General features: G+C 63.8%; 14 protein-coding genes. 4 read left to right on the plus strand and 10 right to left on the minus strand.

Annotated features, from left to right (window positions below; genetic code table 11):
• Positions 1–5: 5 nt before the first annotated feature.
• Genes BN3385_RS25765 through BN3385_RS25780 form a run of 4 tightly spaced genes read right to left on the minus strand, consistent with a single transcriptional unit; the run spans position 6 to position 4,874 of the window.
• Positions 6–1,628 carry a phytoene desaturase family protein gene (locus tag BN3385_RS25765; protein ID WP_059021214.1) on the minus strand — a complete coding sequence of 541 codons (1,623 nt, stop codon included), beginning with the start codon at positions 1,626–1,628 and terminating at the stop codon, positions 6–8.
• Positions 1,629–1,681: 53 nt separating this feature from the next.
• The gene (locus BN3385_RS25770) at positions 1,682–2,662 is read right to left on the minus strand and encodes a spirocyclase AveC family protein (protein ID WP_197415274.1); all 981 of its coding nucleotides are present in this window, start codon (positions 2,660–2,662) and stop codon (positions 1,682–1,684) included.
• A 20-nt stretch (positions 2,663–2,682) separates the two neighbouring features.
• On the minus strand, positions 2,683–3,795 hold the full coding sequence (locus BN3385_RS25775) for a phosphotransferase family protein (RefSeq protein WP_059021218.1): 1,113 nt from the start codon (positions 3,793–3,795) through the stop codon (positions 2,683–2,685).
• 11 nt (positions 3,796–3,806) lie between these two features.
• Positions 3,807–4,874, minus strand: coding sequence for a DUF7064 domain-containing protein (locus BN3385_RS25780; protein ID WP_059022423.1), 1,068 nt, complete (start codon positions 4,872–4,874; stop codon positions 3,807–3,809).
• 86 nt (positions 4,875–4,960) lie between these two features.
• Here BN3385_RS25780 and BN3385_RS25785 point away from each other — a divergent pair, with 86 nt between their 5' ends.
• Positions 4,961–5,608 (plus strand): TetR/AcrR family transcriptional regulator, encoded by a 648-nt coding sequence (locus BN3385_RS25785; protein ID WP_059021220.1) that lies wholly within the window; start codon positions 4,961–4,963, stop codon positions 5,606–5,608.
• On the opposite strand, the gene BN3385_RS25790 is transcribed toward BN3385_RS25785, so the two are convergent.
• From BN3385_RS25790 to BN3385_RS25815, 6 genes are all read right to left on the minus strand, one after another.
• Entirely contained in the window at positions 5,605–6,411 is an 807-nt protein-coding gene (locus BN3385_RS25790) for a hypothetical protein (RefSeq protein WP_156432884.1), read from the minus strand. The genes BN3385_RS25785 and BN3385_RS25790 overlap by 4 nt on opposite strands.
• 148 nt (positions 6,412–6,559) lie before the next feature.
• Complete coding sequence (locus BN3385_RS25795) at positions 6,560–6,829, minus strand: cytochrome C oxidase subunit IV family protein (protein ID WP_059021225.1); 270 nt, start codon at positions 6,827–6,829, stop codon at positions 6,560–6,562.
• A 2-nt stretch (positions 6,830–6,831) separates the two neighbouring features.
• Complete coding sequence (locus BN3385_RS25800) at positions 6,832–7,425, minus strand: cytochrome c oxidase subunit 3 (RefSeq protein ID WP_059021227.1); 594 nt, start codon at positions 7,423–7,425, stop codon at positions 6,832–6,834.
• Entirely contained in the window at positions 7,422–8,141 is a 720-nt protein-coding gene (locus BN3385_RS25805) for a hypothetical protein (RefSeq protein ID WP_059021229.1), read from the minus strand. The genes BN3385_RS25800 and BN3385_RS25805 overlap by 4 nt, the downstream gene beginning before the upstream one ends.
• Positions 8,142–8,221: 80 nt before the next feature.
• On the minus strand, positions 8,222–8,839 hold the full coding sequence (locus tag BN3385_RS25810; protein ID WP_059021231.1) for a TetR family transcriptional regulator: 618 nt from the start codon (positions 8,837–8,839) through the stop codon (positions 8,222–8,224).
• A 63-nt stretch (positions 8,840–8,902) separates the two neighbouring features.
• The gene (locus tag BN3385_RS25815; RefSeq protein ID WP_059022424.1) at positions 8,903–10,438 is read right to left on the minus strand and encodes an aldehyde dehydrogenase family protein; all 1,536 of its coding nucleotides are present in this window, start codon (positions 10,436–10,438) and stop codon (positions 8,903–8,905) included.
• 167 nt (positions 10,439–10,605) lie between these two features.
• Here BN3385_RS25815 and BN3385_RS25820 point away from each other — a divergent pair, with 167 nt between their 5' ends.
• The 3 genes from BN3385_RS25820 to BN3385_RS25830 all read left to right on the plus strand — a co-directional run bounded on the left by BN3385_RS25820 (position 10,606) and on the right by BN3385_RS25830 (position 13,044).
• Complete coding sequence (locus BN3385_RS25820) at positions 10,606–10,806, plus strand: ferredoxin (protein ID WP_059021233.1); 201 nt, start codon at positions 10,606–10,608, stop codon at positions 10,804–10,806.
• A 130-nt stretch (positions 10,807–10,936) separates the two neighbouring features.
• Positions 10,937–11,803: an SDR family NAD(P)-dependent oxidoreductase gene (locus BN3385_RS25825; protein WP_059021234.1), complete on the plus strand. Its 867-nt coding sequence runs from the start codon at positions 10,937–10,939 to the stop codon at positions 11,801–11,803.
• An 11-nt stretch (positions 11,804–11,814) separates the two neighbouring features.
• Entirely contained in the window at positions 11,815–13,044 is a 1,230-nt protein-coding gene (locus tag BN3385_RS25830; protein ID WP_059021236.1) for a cytochrome P450, read from the plus strand.
• The last annotated feature ends 7 nt before the right edge of the window (positions 13,045–13,051 follow it).

Genomic DNA, 13,051 nt, shown 5'->3' on the forward strand with positions numbered 1-13,051 from the left:
TGCTGCTACCCGTCCTTCGCGGCGAGGTCTCGCAGCACGGTCTGGGCGGCGAGCTTGCCCGGCAGTGCGCACACCCCACCGACCGGATGTGTTCCGGCGCCACTGAGATAGAGGCCCGCGACCGGTGTCCGGTAGGCACCGAGACCCGCGGCGGGCTTGAGCGGCCCGAAGCGGGTGATGAGCGGATCGACGTGATACACGTTGCCCGCCGGGGCATTGAAACGCTGCTCGATGTCGGGGCCGCCCAGGACCGTTCGATCGATCTCAAGGCTGTCCAAGCCTTCGTAGTACAGAGCCGCGTCCCGCAGAACCGAGTCCCCGATCTTGTCCCGCACGTCCTCCCACGGCTCCTTGGGCGTCACCGGGATGACACCGGACCACAGCCAGAACGTGCTGGAACCAGGCGGGGCCTGGGTGGGGTCGACAGCAGACGGGATGATCGAGCAACTCACCGGCACCGGATCGGGCCACTCGCCCCGGACCAACGCGTTCCAGCCGGCATCCTGCTCGGCGAGGGTGTGCCAGGCCACCAGGTACTTGCGAAGGTCGAGCCCGTCGTTGCGCCACGTCTCGTGCCGGTGCATCGATACCTCGCCGTCCACCGCGACGTTGATCTTGAGTGAGGTGGCGTGGGTCTTTCGGATCGGGATGTCCTTGGCGCGGGTGGATAGCTTGGTGTCGAGCACACCGTCCGGGAGCAATTCGTTGAGGGTGATCACCGGATTGCAGGTGGCGATGACGCCCTTGCGTGCCGTGACGGTGCGACCATCCTCCAGTCGCACGCCCGCAACGCGGTCACCCGACATGACGAATTCGCCCACCCGACAATCGGTGTGGACCGTGCCGCCATGCGCCAGAAGGCAGCGATGCAGCGCCGCGGGTAGCGCGCCGGTACCACCGACCGGCATCGCGTTCGACACCTTCTGCACCACGCCCAGATAGATCATTGCCCATGCAGTCATGTCGAGCCGCATCTGCGAGAACGCCGCCATCGCGGCCAGAGCACCCTTGGGCAGTTCGGTCTCGAAGGTCTCCTCGAGGAACTCGGTGTGCGAGGCGGTGGCCATGTTCCGCAACGACCACAGTCGCTTCGGATGCCGGACTGCCCGCGCCAGCGCCTTGCCCATCTCGGCGTTGAAGGGCCGAAGTGGGTGAGACTTCATGTACGCCACAACAAGATCCATCGCGGGATCCAGTGCGTTGGCCATATCGAGCCAGGCCCTGGCGTCCTTTGGCGAGAACCTGCGCAGTTCGTCTGCGGTGCGGCCGGCATCTTTCCAGATGGCCAGTGAGCTGCCGTCGGGGTCAAGCTGGACATGGGCGGGATCCACCTCGATCTGCCGGAGGCCGTACTTGTGCAGTTCGAGTTCTTCGGCGACACCGGACAGTCGGAAGATCCCGGTCAGTTGGATCGCGCCTTCATTGAACCGGTGCTGCGGCGCGGCCGACAGGGTGGCGTTGGTGGCTGTCATCCCGCCCACCAACGGCGATGCCTCCACGATCGTCACCCGGTGCCCCGCTTTCGACAGGTAGCAGCCGGCGGTCAGTCCGTTGTGACCCGCACCCACGATCAAGAAGTCAGTCTCCGTGGGCGGATTCGGGGTTCCCGGGAATCCATCTCCGAACATGACGTGTCAATCCTCTCGGTATGTCGAGCTGTCTGAAGTCGAGTGGTGGAAGCTCACTGTGGTCCCGGCAACATGTATGACGGCGGCGTGATGATGGAGTCCGGATTGACCGACATCCAACTCCACGGGATGAAGTAGGCGACTGCCGCCCACACCGCGCAGAACCCGATCGTGGCCAACAACATGATGGGGGTGCGCAATCGCGGCGCCCAACGTTCGGCGCCGCGATGCAGGAAGGGCAAGCCATCGGGACTGTCATGTGCCGACATCCGTAGCGCCGTGAATCCCGCTGCGTAGACAGCCACGAAGAGGCTCTCGTACACCGGGAATTGGTAGGGAGTCCCCGCGAACAGTGTCAACGTCTCCCATGTGCGGGGAAACGCATAAACCCTGGTGCGAATGAAGATCTGCTCGAGAACGACATCCAAACACAGGATCGCCGCGAACGCGATGGCGAACGACCGCACATTGGGCATCGCGGGGTAGCGTCGGCGCAACGCGATGATGATGCGGCACTCGATGGCGGCCAGGCCGATTCCCAGGTACAGATACTGCGGAACGAACCAGGCCAAACCTTCCGCATACCGCGTGGGTCCCTGGTGGAGCGGGAAGAATGCCAACCACGACCCCAGATTGAAGGCGTGGGCGTTCCAGGCGAACGTGTAGTGAAAGTAGTTGATGAGTGGGTCGATCCCGGACGCGAGCAGTGAGCCGACGACGATCATCCCGTCGAGGGTCAATCGACGCGTGGCGATCAGGGGTTTCAGCAGGAACACCCAGATCGTCGCGGCGGCGATCAGCAGACTGACGATCTCGATCACCCGCAGCGTCAGCAGCGCTGCCCCGTCGAAGCGATCGGGACCAAAGACCGGTGCCGGACCGAACTGGGTGTCCGAGGCAATCCACCGCGTCCACGCCTGTCCGATAAACAGGATCCATGCGACACCAACGATCGCCCAGATCGACACCGTGCCAGCCCGGTTGGCCACCTGAGGCGACTCGGACCGTCCCTCCAGGTTCATCGGCTGAGCCATGTCCTGCGCCATGCCGACGACTACCGGTTTCCGATGAACGAGGTGGTAGCTCCGGTCGGTGCGGGCAGGTCGAGCAACGCTGCGAGCAACTGGCTTGCCGGGTTGTTGAGCGCCATGGGATTGTCGGCCGGCAACAAGCCAAGGGCGATCATCATATGCGCGGCACGCACCATGATGATCGAGAGTTTGGCCCCGGCAAGCACTTCGAAGTACTCCACGTGGAGTGGCGTGTACCCCGACCGGTCCTGGTAGTAGTCGAGTGTCTGCTCACGATCCGGGATGCCTTCTGGCAGCGGTAGTCCAATCCCCTCAGTGTGATGGCGCATCAGGAACAGCCACCAGCCGAGGTCGACCTCCCGGGCACCCAAACCCACCATCTCCCAATCCAACACTGCTGCAACGTCGAATTCCTCGGTGAAGATGATGTTGCCGACCCTGGCATCACCCCAGTTGAGGACCTTCGGCAGGTCGACGGCCGGCCGGTTGGTCTCCAACCAGTCCAGGGCGCTCTCGATGGTCGGATTGGGCTCACCCTCAGCGGCCCACGTGAAGGTCTCCCGCCACGAGGCCAGATGCGCGTCGAGTCCACTGCCGTTGGCGTCGGTATCCAGAAACTGCAGTCCCAGCGCGTGCCAGTCGGCCCCGTGGATACCGATGAGTGTGTCAAGGCTGTTGTGCCACATACGTGTCCGCTGTTTAGGGGCGAGATCCAGGACCCAGCCGGCGGCGGTGAACGGCGGATCGTCCGACGGCACCTGCCCGGCGACCCGTTGCATCACCAGGAAGGGGCTACCGAATACGGCGGGATCATCCTCGAAGAACAGCACCTCCGGAACCGCGACCTGAGTTCCGGAGCCCAGCGCACCGATCACCCGCGCTTCCTTGGCCAGATCGTAGGCGGGGAACACCCCGGGTCCGTCGGGCTGCACTCGAGCCACCAGCTCCCGGCTCACGAAGTCGGCACCCTGCTCCCACGATGCGGCGAACAGAACCGTCTCGTTCGACAACCCGGCTGACGGCGGGACGAACAGGTCGGTTACCCGAACATTCTGGGCATCAGGGATTTTCGCCTGCAACCAGACCGCCAGCCGCTGTGCGGCCACCTCGGTGTCGATGGCATTCTTCAGCGCCATAAGTATCTCCTCTAGGCCTTGCTACCCGACGACAGACGGCTGACCATCGCCTTCTGATAGGTGTCGAACCAGATCTCCTGGTATGTGCAATAGGTGACGCGACCCTCGTCGTCCTCCCAGCGGTAGACGCTGTCGTGAAAGGACACGTTGGGCCATGCCGGAAGTGAGGCGCTGGCAATTGCCTGACCGCGGAAGCGGTAGTGCTCACCGCGGTCGTCGACGGCGGTGATCTCTTGGCGCGCAGCCATGTGGATTCGCGGATGGTATTCGCCGACATCCCTGCGTACCGACGTGATGGCGCGGGTCTCGCCATCCCTGATCAGCCAGGCAAAGTGATGCGATGGTCGATTTCCGACGTCGTAGAGTCCCTTCCACCGCGGCTCGGTGTCGAGAGGCTCGAAGCTGATCTGATTGAAGATGAGGTCCGGTCCGAAGTACATCGGAGACCACCCGACCGGCGGACTCGGAACAGCGCCGCGTTTCTCCACTCGGACCTGCCGCCATGACCGGTCACGTGGAGCGAAGCAGTCAACAGCAAAGTCCGAACCATTCAGTCGCAGTTGACCGGTGACCCGCATGAACTGCTCACTGCCGCCAGGCTCCCGGAGCCGGTCGTGGTGATCGTCCTCCCCCGGCATGACGTGGCCGCGGGCGAGTAGTGGCGTCACTGCCTCTGCCACCACATCGAAGGACAACGCACCGTCAGCCGCGGTGTAGCGCAGCCGCGCTGTTCGCCCGGGCTCGAGGAATTCAATGGAGAGTCCGTTGTCCGTTGTGATGGTGTTCGCGTCGATGTGAGGCCAGGGCATGGTCATCTCGTAGTCCAGGAACGCGATGTCGGTCAGTTCGACGTTGTCGTTTCCCTGGAAGACACAGACACCGCCCTGGGACAGCGGGAAGGCAGGTTGGTAGCGGATGTACACGAAGGCACCGATCGCGGCTTCTGGCACCGAAAAGCCGAAGTAATGCGTGTGAATGGTGTGTGGATCCCACTGCTCACCGGGCTCCGGCAAGGGAACCAGGAGATCCGTCTCGCCGGAACGAACAGCGATGTAGGCAGCTGCCCCATCAGTCTTCATGGATTCCTCTCCGTCGAGATCCACTTCGCAACGACGCCGTCAGAGTAACGTTGAATGAACTTAGTCTCACGTATGAAAGTTGATTCATGTTGGAGAATGTGACGGTGCCGAACACCGCCAAGCCGAGCCGGACCGAACGCCTTCGGCAGCGAACCCGCCGACAGCTTCTCGATGCGGGCCGAGTCCTGATCGCCGCCAAAGGTGTTCCGGGACTGCGTATTCAAGAGATCACCGAGGAAGCCGACATCGCCCTCGGGTCGTTCTACAACTACTTCGCCTCCAAAGAGGAGTTCCTCGAAGCCGTCATCACCGAGAGCCTGTCCGACTTGGCGTCGGCCATCGTCAGCAATGCCGATGAAGCAGCCGATGCGGCCGAGGTTGTCGCGCTGGCCAATCTCAGGGTGATCCGGCTGGCACGCAACGAGCCGGACTTCGCCCGGTTGATCATCAACATCAGCCATTCCGAGGCGGTGTTCGGCGACGCGTTGCACCCGCACGCACGCGCGGCCGTCGAACGCGGGATCGCGACCGGCCGATTCACGGTGCCGGACATCGAGGTGCTGCTCACGGCGATCTTCGGCGGGGCGCTCGCGCTCATCCGGGAGATTCTGGACGGTCGGCACGGCCCGAATGCCGAACGCGCCTTCGCTCAGGTCTCGCTCACCGCGCTCGGCCTCACACCGCAGGACGCCGCGGCGGTGGTCGCCAAAGTCGTTGCCGCTGAACATAGCTAGACGGTTGCCGCTTCGGGGGCCTTCGACGTCGAGCCACCGAAGATAGCCGCTTTGAGAATGCCCGTCTTGGTCTTGATGAAGACTTGGTCATCCGGCTTCGCGACGACGAAGGACAGGATCCACACCGCGGTGAGCGCCAACCCGAGGGTGACCAGCCAGGCGAAGTGAGTGACCCACAACGAGGCGTCCAGATTCAACGCCGTCCATACCGGCCAGGCCGCCGCACCATTGGCCATGCCGTCTGACATCGGGATGAAGGCGATGACGAGGGCCAACCGCCACCCCGGCAGGTGCGGGCTCATCCGGTAGATGAGCGCGCCGGCCGTCATCGGCATCAACGGGTTGACGCATACCCACCACAACGGAAGCCCCCAGAAATTGAGCGGCTGGGGCCCGTAGTACTCGTACGCACCCATCAGCACACCGGGACTCTCGAGCCAGATGTTGATGAAGACGTCGATCAAGTACAGCTGGAAGACGGCCTTGCGCGTCACGCCGGTCTGATAGATGCGGAAGGCCAGATAGGCCAGGCCCCCGACGTACCAGATGTAGACGAAGTTGATGAACAGCGGGAAGTCGCGGCCCATGGACGAGAACGTCGTCGTGACCGCCCCCTGGCGGATGTAGCACAGCCCCAGGGTGTCGACGATCGGTTCGAACAGGCACGCGATACCGCCGCCGATCAAGCAGAAGGCGAGCAGCGGCCCACGGCCGGTCAGCAGATGCTTGATGGCGAAGAAGGCGCCGACAAGCACTGGGATGCCGAGAAAGACGGTGAAGATCATCTCGGGCACGAACGGCATGGGCGTGGTCGGATGCGCTGGAATCGCAGGCGCGGCAGGCAAATAGGTAAGCACGGCGGTGTGGTCCTCCACGGCACTGGGAGCGGTCGGCTGTCCCAGTACCGTAGCCGTGCATGAACGCTATTTCAAGTATGAATGTATGTTCACTTCAGGGTTTGACCGCCAGGTCGAGGATCACCAGGGCAAGGAACACCGCAAGCACATAGCCCTCGAACACGGCCCGTAGTGCCACCGGCGCGACACGCAGGTCCATGAAGTGCAGGCCGATCAGGCGCACCTTGAAGAGCGCGATCGCGACGATCACGATCGCGGCGACATCGGCGAAGTTCCTGCCCTGCTCGATACCGACCGCGAACGAGCCAAAAGTCAGTGCCATCAACGCAACCCATACCAACGTCAACCGACGAGTGGTCGTCATCCTCACCTCACCAGGTAGAAGAGCGCGAACAGGACAACCCACAGCAGGTCGACCATGTGCCAGAAGATTCCCCCGCTCTCGCATAGCTGGATCTGCTTGGCCTCGAGCGCGGGGCGGCGTGTCATGGTGATCAATCGGCTGACGATCACCAGTCCGATGAGGACGTGCATGAGGTGGATGCCGGTGAAGACGAAGTAGTAGGAGAAGAACTCGCCGCTTCCGACACCCTTGCCTGCCCGGAACAGCGCCGTCCACTCGACGACCTTGACGACCACGAAGCCGACACCACAGCTCAGGGCGCCGGTAAACAGACTTGGCGCCTGGGTATTTCGGCCGGCGAGCACGTGATGGACTGCGAGCGCAACCAGCAATGAGCTACCCAGCAACAGAACCGTGTTGACGGTACCGAGGGCGAGATGCAGTTCGCTGTGCCCCTGGGCGAAAGCCTGGCGGTTCTTGCCGCGCGAGTACATGAACGTTCCGAAGAACAGGGCGAATACGGTCATGTCGCCCAGGACGAAGACCCAGATGCCCTCTTCGCCGGGGATCCTGCGCTGCCGCGTTCCAGGCGGAGCCGCGCCATTCAGTACCGTCATGACACCGCCGAGCGCTGCGCTGGCCGATGTTCGATGTCATCGGCGGCGCCCGGGATGCTCGACCAGAGTTGCCACGACATCACCAGGAACCAGGCGCCGAAGAACACCGCGACCAGCCAGAAGGCCAGCAGCCCGTTCCACGCGAAGACGCCGTCCTTGAAGAGCACGACCAACCCGCCGGCGGCGAAGATGAAGGCACACCAGACGTTGAAGTAGCCCAGCCACCGCGGCCAGACGCTCGTGGCGGCACCGAAGATCGCAAACCCGATGGCCAGGCACTGAATGGTGGCGGCCGGCCAGTTCATCACGAACGGGAGCCACCCGAGATCGTTGAGCGCCTGGGTGATCTCCGGGTCCCGTTCGGGCCGATACGAGGCGGCCGCGAAGGCGAACGTGGGCAACAGGATCGCCACCACCGCCATTCCGGTGGCCACCAGCTGGGTATAGGCCAGCGCCGAGTGCCGTCCACCCTCCATCTGCCGGATCCGGATCGCAATCAGTGCACCGAACGGCGCCTGTAGGCCTGCTGCCGCCAGCAGGATGACCAGGCCGAATCGCTTGAGCCCGGTATCAGTGGACCAGAAGTCGGCGACCTGCTGGGCGGTGCGCATAGGTGAGATCGGCGGCAAAAGCCCCGTGATGACGATCGCCGGGAACAGCAGCACGACAAATGCCGCCCCGCACAGCGCCATGGTGCGTTCAATCCCGCGCGTCATGAGAAATCCCTTCGTCAAAATTTAATCTCTACTAGATTAAGGAGACAAGTCAAGAGGTAGATCGCGCGATGCACGATCTGTCAGCCGTGCACGACTCCAGAGAGGAAGCTGCGAATCCGTTCCGCGAACAGCTCCTTGGCCGTGCGTTCATTGGCCGCCAGCGCCTTGGTGAGATGCGGGTGCTCGACTGGGTCGGCAGCCGAGAAGGCGGCTTCCCTGCCCCGCGGGCCCCGCACCGCCTCCACGAGTACCGCACCGATGCACAGCGTCTCAATACCGTCGAGGATCTCGACGTGAAGCTCGACCGGAACCCCGGAGTCACTGAGGAATCGGGCGGCGTCCTCGAAGCTGCCAACGAGTGTCTCCCGGGGCAGATACTCCACCAGGATCGGGGCGGCGTTGCGATGCCGCAGAACGGATTGCCGGAAGTTCAGCCCCAGCGTCACGAAGTACTCGGGCCAGTCCGGCCCTGGCGCACGCCGCGGCTTGGTCACCGACTTGCCGCCGATGTACCGCGCGATCGCGTTGAGGATTTCGGTCTTGTCGGCGAAGTGGTGATACAGCGACGGGGCCTGGACGCCCATGTGCTTGGCCAGCCGGGGCAGACTGAAGGCGTCCAACCCCTCGCTGTCGATGATCTCGATGGAGGCTTGCACCGCTGCCGCACGGCTGATCAGCGGCTTGGATGGTCGCGCCATGTCAGCCCACCCAGCCAACCCGCGCCATCGGCACAGTATAGGTGTGGGGCATCTGCTGCAGAGTCATCGTCGCGGCCGCCCGAAACGCCTGCGCCAGTCGTGCGCACCGAGCATGCGCGCGATTCTGGCGATTGCTCGAGACTTCACCGGCCTGACCGGATACCACAGCGGTTCGGACTTCAGCGCGAAGCGCTCCTCCACCACGGATTGCTCACGGCAGTACTTCAACACGCCGCGCGCCCCGCCAAAACGGGTGCCCATGCCGGAATTCTTCCAACCGCCCATCGGGATGGGGAGCTGGAAGGTGGCCACGAGCGCATTGTTGACCGAGACCGACCCCGCCTCGATGCGCCGGGTCAGCCGAGCTGCCTTTCGTCGATCACGCGTCCACACACTCGAACTCAGTCCGTACTCGCTGTCATTGGCGAGGGCGATCGCCTCGTCCTCGTTTTTCACGGCCATGATGGCGATGGTGGGACCGAACGTCTCCTCGCGCATACACGCCATCGAGTGATCGACGTCCACCAGAACCGTCGGCTCGAAGAACCTGCCCCCGGGTTGGGTCGAGCCACCCAGCAGCAACCGTGCCCCCTTCGCGACGGCGTCGTCGACATGGCGTTGGACAACGTCCGCCTGGGACGCGGTCACCATGGCGCCGATGTCACAGCTGAAGCTGCCCGGCGAGTCCATACCCTGCCGAAGCGCAGCCGCCTTCTGCGTCACCAACGACACGAACTGGTCATACGCCGCTGCCTCGACATACACCCGTTCGACACTGATGCAGGCCTGCCCGGCGTTGGTCATCGACCCCCAGACCGCAGCGCCGGCGGCGCGCTCCAGATCCGCATCGGCGAGCACGATCATCGGATCCTTGCCGCCGAGCTCAAGGCTGCAGGGGATCAGCCGTTCGGCGCACCGCACGGCGATGGCACGGCCGGTCCGCACCGAGCCGGTGAACATCACCATGTCGACGCAGTCGACCACCGCCGCCCCGGCACTGCCACCACCGGTGACACACGCCAGAACCGGTGGCGCCCCGATGTCATCCCGCCAGCCACGCGTGACCTCTGCCCAGGTCAGCGGAGTCACCTCCGACGGCTTGGAGATCACCGCGGCGCCGGCGACGAGCGCTCCGACGACATCCATCATCGGCCCGCCCAGCGGCCCGTTCCACGGGGTGATCAGACCGACGAGCGGATATGGCCGAACCTGTACCCGCAGCCTGCGCACAGAGTTGGCGATCCCAGCGGGTTTGACCACGCGGTCGGCCAGGAACTTCTCGGCGTTCCTGGTGAAGTAGTTGATCACGTCGATGGCGACCGCCATCTCCATCGACGCGTCCGCCCAGGACTTCCCGGTCTCGGACTGCACCAGCTCCAAGATCCGTTGTTCGTTATCGAGCAACCAATCCAGCCACCGCAGCAGCCATGTCGCGCGGCCACCCGGCCCCAATGCCTCCCAAGCCGGTTGCGCACTGCGCAACTCCGCGCAGACCTCGCCGATGGCCTCTGCATCCATGTCGGGGACGGCACCGACCAGGCGGCCGTCACCCGGGCAGTACACGTTGATACCCGTCGGCCGATCGATACCCGCCGTCATAGCCACCACCTCATTGATCCACACCCGAAGGCATCACCAAGCAACTCTATTACCTACAGCGATAAGTTTTCAGCACTTCGCCGACATGAGGGCGCATAGATGCCAACCACGCTTGAAAAACTAATGGCCGTAGATTTATAGTCGCCGTGAAGCGACGGAGAGGTGGCATGAGAGTCAGTCTGGAATCCGGTAGGTGCAACGGTCACGCGCAGTGCTATGCCGTTGCACCAGAACTGTTCCCGATCAACGATGAGGGCTACTGCATCCTCGAGGAGCACGTCGTCGCGCCGGGCGATGAAGAACTCACCCTGGCCGGAGCAGCCGCCTGCCCGGAGGCGGCGCTGATCATCACGGATACCGGCGATTGACGCTTTAAACCTACACACGTAAGGTTTCTGTGACCGGGTGTCCCAGATCACACGACCGGAAAGAATCCAACTGACGGGTGGCAGCTCGGCAGAGCGCGACAACCGTCATCCACGAGGAGCAGACCAAGGCATGAGACTCGAAGGCAAAGTCGCCGTCATCACCGGAGCCGGATCGGGCCTGGGACGGCAGTGCGCGCAATTGTTCACTGCCGAGGGCGCCAAGGTGGCGATCATCGACATCGACGGCGACCGCGCTGAGCAGACCCTCAAGCTCGTCACCGAGGACGGCGGCGACGCCATCGCGATGACCGCCGACGTGTCGGACAAGACCCAGATCACCGAGGCTGTCAACCAGGCCGCCGCGCATTACGGCAAGCTCGACATCGTCTGGGCCAACGCAGGCATCGTCTCCCGCGGCGGCGCGGCCGCTCTGGGCCTCGAGCAGGAGGTCCTGTTTGAGGACATGACCGAGGACGACTGGAATGACGTCCTCGGTGTCAACCTCACCGGAGTGATCTACACGGCGCAGGCCGCGGTACCGCACCTGAAGGCCAACGGCGGCGGCACCATCCTGGCCACCTCCTCGGCCGCCTCATTGGCCGCCTACCCGAACATCCCGATGTACTGCGCTACCAAAGCCGGGGTCAACGGACTGGTAAGGGCACTCAGCCTGGATCTGGGCCGCTACGGGATCCGAGTCAATGCGATCGCCCCGACGCACGGCATGTCCCCCAACTTCCTGCTGCCGCCCGGCTCGCCGGTGGTCGGCATGTCCTACGAGGAGTCAGCCGGTGAGTGGAACCCGACCGTCTCGCCGATTCCGCTGAAACTCAAGCGTCCGCCGTCACTTATCGACAACGCCAAGGTGGCACTGTTCCTGGTCTCTGATGACTCGGCGTACCTGTCAGGCGTGACCCTTGGATCCACCGACGGTGGCACGCTGGCCCGGGTCGGGATGTGGTTCCCGCAGGACCTCAACCCCGAACCGATCGCCTGAGGAGACCCGGGATGACCACCATCGAGAAAGTCCCCAGCCACCTCGTCACCGACTTCGACGTCTACGATCCGACCCTTGCCGAACCGGTCGACGTCATGCAGGACAAGATGGCCGAACTCGCAGCCATCGGACCGGTCGTCTACTCGACCGCGCACGGCGGGCACTGGATCATCACCCGCTACAAGGAAATCCACGACGTCCTGACCGATACCGACACCTTCTCCAGCTATCCGAACAACCTGGTCACTCCGGCCGACTTCGGCCGGTTCATCCCGCTGGAGCTCGATCCGCCGGAGCACACCGCCTACCGCCACGCCCTGCAACCGCTGTTCAGCCCTCAGCGCATGAAGCGGCTGGCCGACGAGATCCGTGACGTGGTCAACGAGCTGATCGACGGATTCGCCGCCACGGGACACGCAGAGTTCGTTGAAGAATTCGCTCATGAACTGCCCGCGAGAGTCTTTCTGGCACTGATGGACTGGCCCCTCGCGGATGCCCCGATGTTCACCGAAGCCACCGACACGGTGCTGTTCGGCAAGCCCGGCGGCACCAAGGAGGAATCCGACCAGGCCATCATGATGGCGGCGATGACGATCGCCGGCTACTTCAGCACGGTGATCGCCGATCGACGGGCCAACCCCGGCGATGACGCCACCTCGACACTGATCCACACCGAGGTCGAACTTCCCGACGGCACCCGCCTGCTCACCGACGAAGAACTGTTCCGGATGTTCTTTCTGCTCCTCATGGGGGGCCTGCACACCGTCCAAGGGTCGCTCGCGTGGTCGATCGTGCACTTGGTCAACAATCCCGAGCAACGTCAGGCGATCATCGACGACCCCACCTTGATCCCGAAGGCGGTTGAAGAGATTCTCCGCATGGAGGCCGCCGTCTCGGCAGGCCGTCGTGTCACCCGCGACACGGAACTGGCCGGGGTCGAGCTGTCCGAGGGAGACCAGCTGATCGTCCTGCTGTGCACCGCAAACCGGGATCCGGAGTACTTCGACTCCCCCGCCACCTTCGATGTCGGGCGCACTCCCAACCGGCACCTGTCGTTCGGGTCCGGACCGCACCGCTGCCTGGGGTCCCATCTCGGACGCATCGAGCTGACCGTCGCCCTCGAGGAACTCCACCGACGCATCCCCGACTACCGACTCGTCGAGTCCGATCCCCCGGTGTTCCACTCCACCCAGGTGCGGGGATGCCGCCGAATGCCGATCACCTTCACCCCCGAGAAGTGAGACCGCA

The sequence above is a fragment of the Mycobacterium sp. M26 genome (assembly GCF_001494595.1).
GTDB lineage: Bacteria > Actinomycetota > Actinomycetes > Mycobacteriales > Mycobacteriaceae > Mycobacterium.

What these genes read in the sequence shown, in the direction of transcription:
- BN3385_RS25765 (WP_059021214.1), bottom strand. Translation starts at nt 1,628, where the DNA reads ATGTTCGGAGATGGATTCCCGGGAACCCCGAATCCGCCCACGGAGACT.
- BN3385_RS25770 (WP_197415274.1), bottom strand. Translation starts at nt 2,662, where the DNA reads ATGGCTCAGCCGATGAACCTGGAGGGACGGTCCGAGTCGCCTCAGGTG.
- BN3385_RS25775 (WP_059021218.1), bottom strand. Translation starts at nt 3,795, where the DNA reads ATGGCGCTGAAGAATGCCATCGACACCGAGGTGGCCGCACAGCGGCTG.
- BN3385_RS25780 (WP_059022423.1), bottom strand. Translation starts at nt 4,874, where the DNA reads ATGAAGACTGATGGGGCAGCTGCCTACATCGCTGTTCGTTCCGGCGAG.
- BN3385_RS25785 (WP_059021220.1), top strand. Translation starts at nt 4,961, where the DNA reads ATGTTGGAGAATGTGACGGTGCCGAACACCGCCAAGCCGAGCCGGACC.
- BN3385_RS25790 (WP_156432884.1), bottom strand. Translation starts at nt 6,411, where the DNA reads ATGCCGTTCGTGCCCGAGATGATCTTCACCGTCTTTCTCGGCATCCCA.
- BN3385_RS25795 (WP_059021225.1), bottom strand. Translation starts at nt 6,829, where the DNA reads ATGACGACCACTCGTCGGTTGACGTTGGTATGGGTTGCGTTGATGGCA.
- BN3385_RS25800 (WP_059021227.1), bottom strand. Translation starts at nt 7,425, where the DNA reads ATGACGGTACTGAATGGCGCGGCTCCGCCTGGAACGCGGCAGCGCAGG.
- BN3385_RS25805 (WP_059021229.1), bottom strand. Translation starts at nt 8,141, where the DNA reads ATGACGCGCGGGATTGAACGCACCATGGCGCTGTGCGGGGCGGCATTT.
- BN3385_RS25810 (WP_059021231.1), bottom strand. Translation starts at nt 8,839, where the DNA reads ATGGCGCGACCATCCAAGCCGCTGATCAGCCGTGCGGCAGCGGTGCAA.
- BN3385_RS25815 (WP_059022424.1), bottom strand. Translation starts at nt 10,438, where the DNA reads ATGACGGCGGGTATCGATCGGCCGACGGGTATCAACGTGTACTGCCCG.
- BN3385_RS25820 (WP_059021233.1), top strand. Translation starts at nt 10,606, where the DNA reads ATGAGAGTCAGTCTGGAATCCGGTAGGTGCAACGGTCACGCGCAGTGC.
- BN3385_RS25825 (WP_059021234.1), top strand. Translation starts at nt 10,937, where the DNA reads ATGAGACTCGAAGGCAAAGTCGCCGTCATCACCGGAGCCGGATCGGGC.
- BN3385_RS25830 (WP_059021236.1), top strand. Translation starts at nt 11,815, where the DNA reads ATGACCACCATCGAGAAAGTCCCCAGCCACCTCGTCACCGACTTCGAC.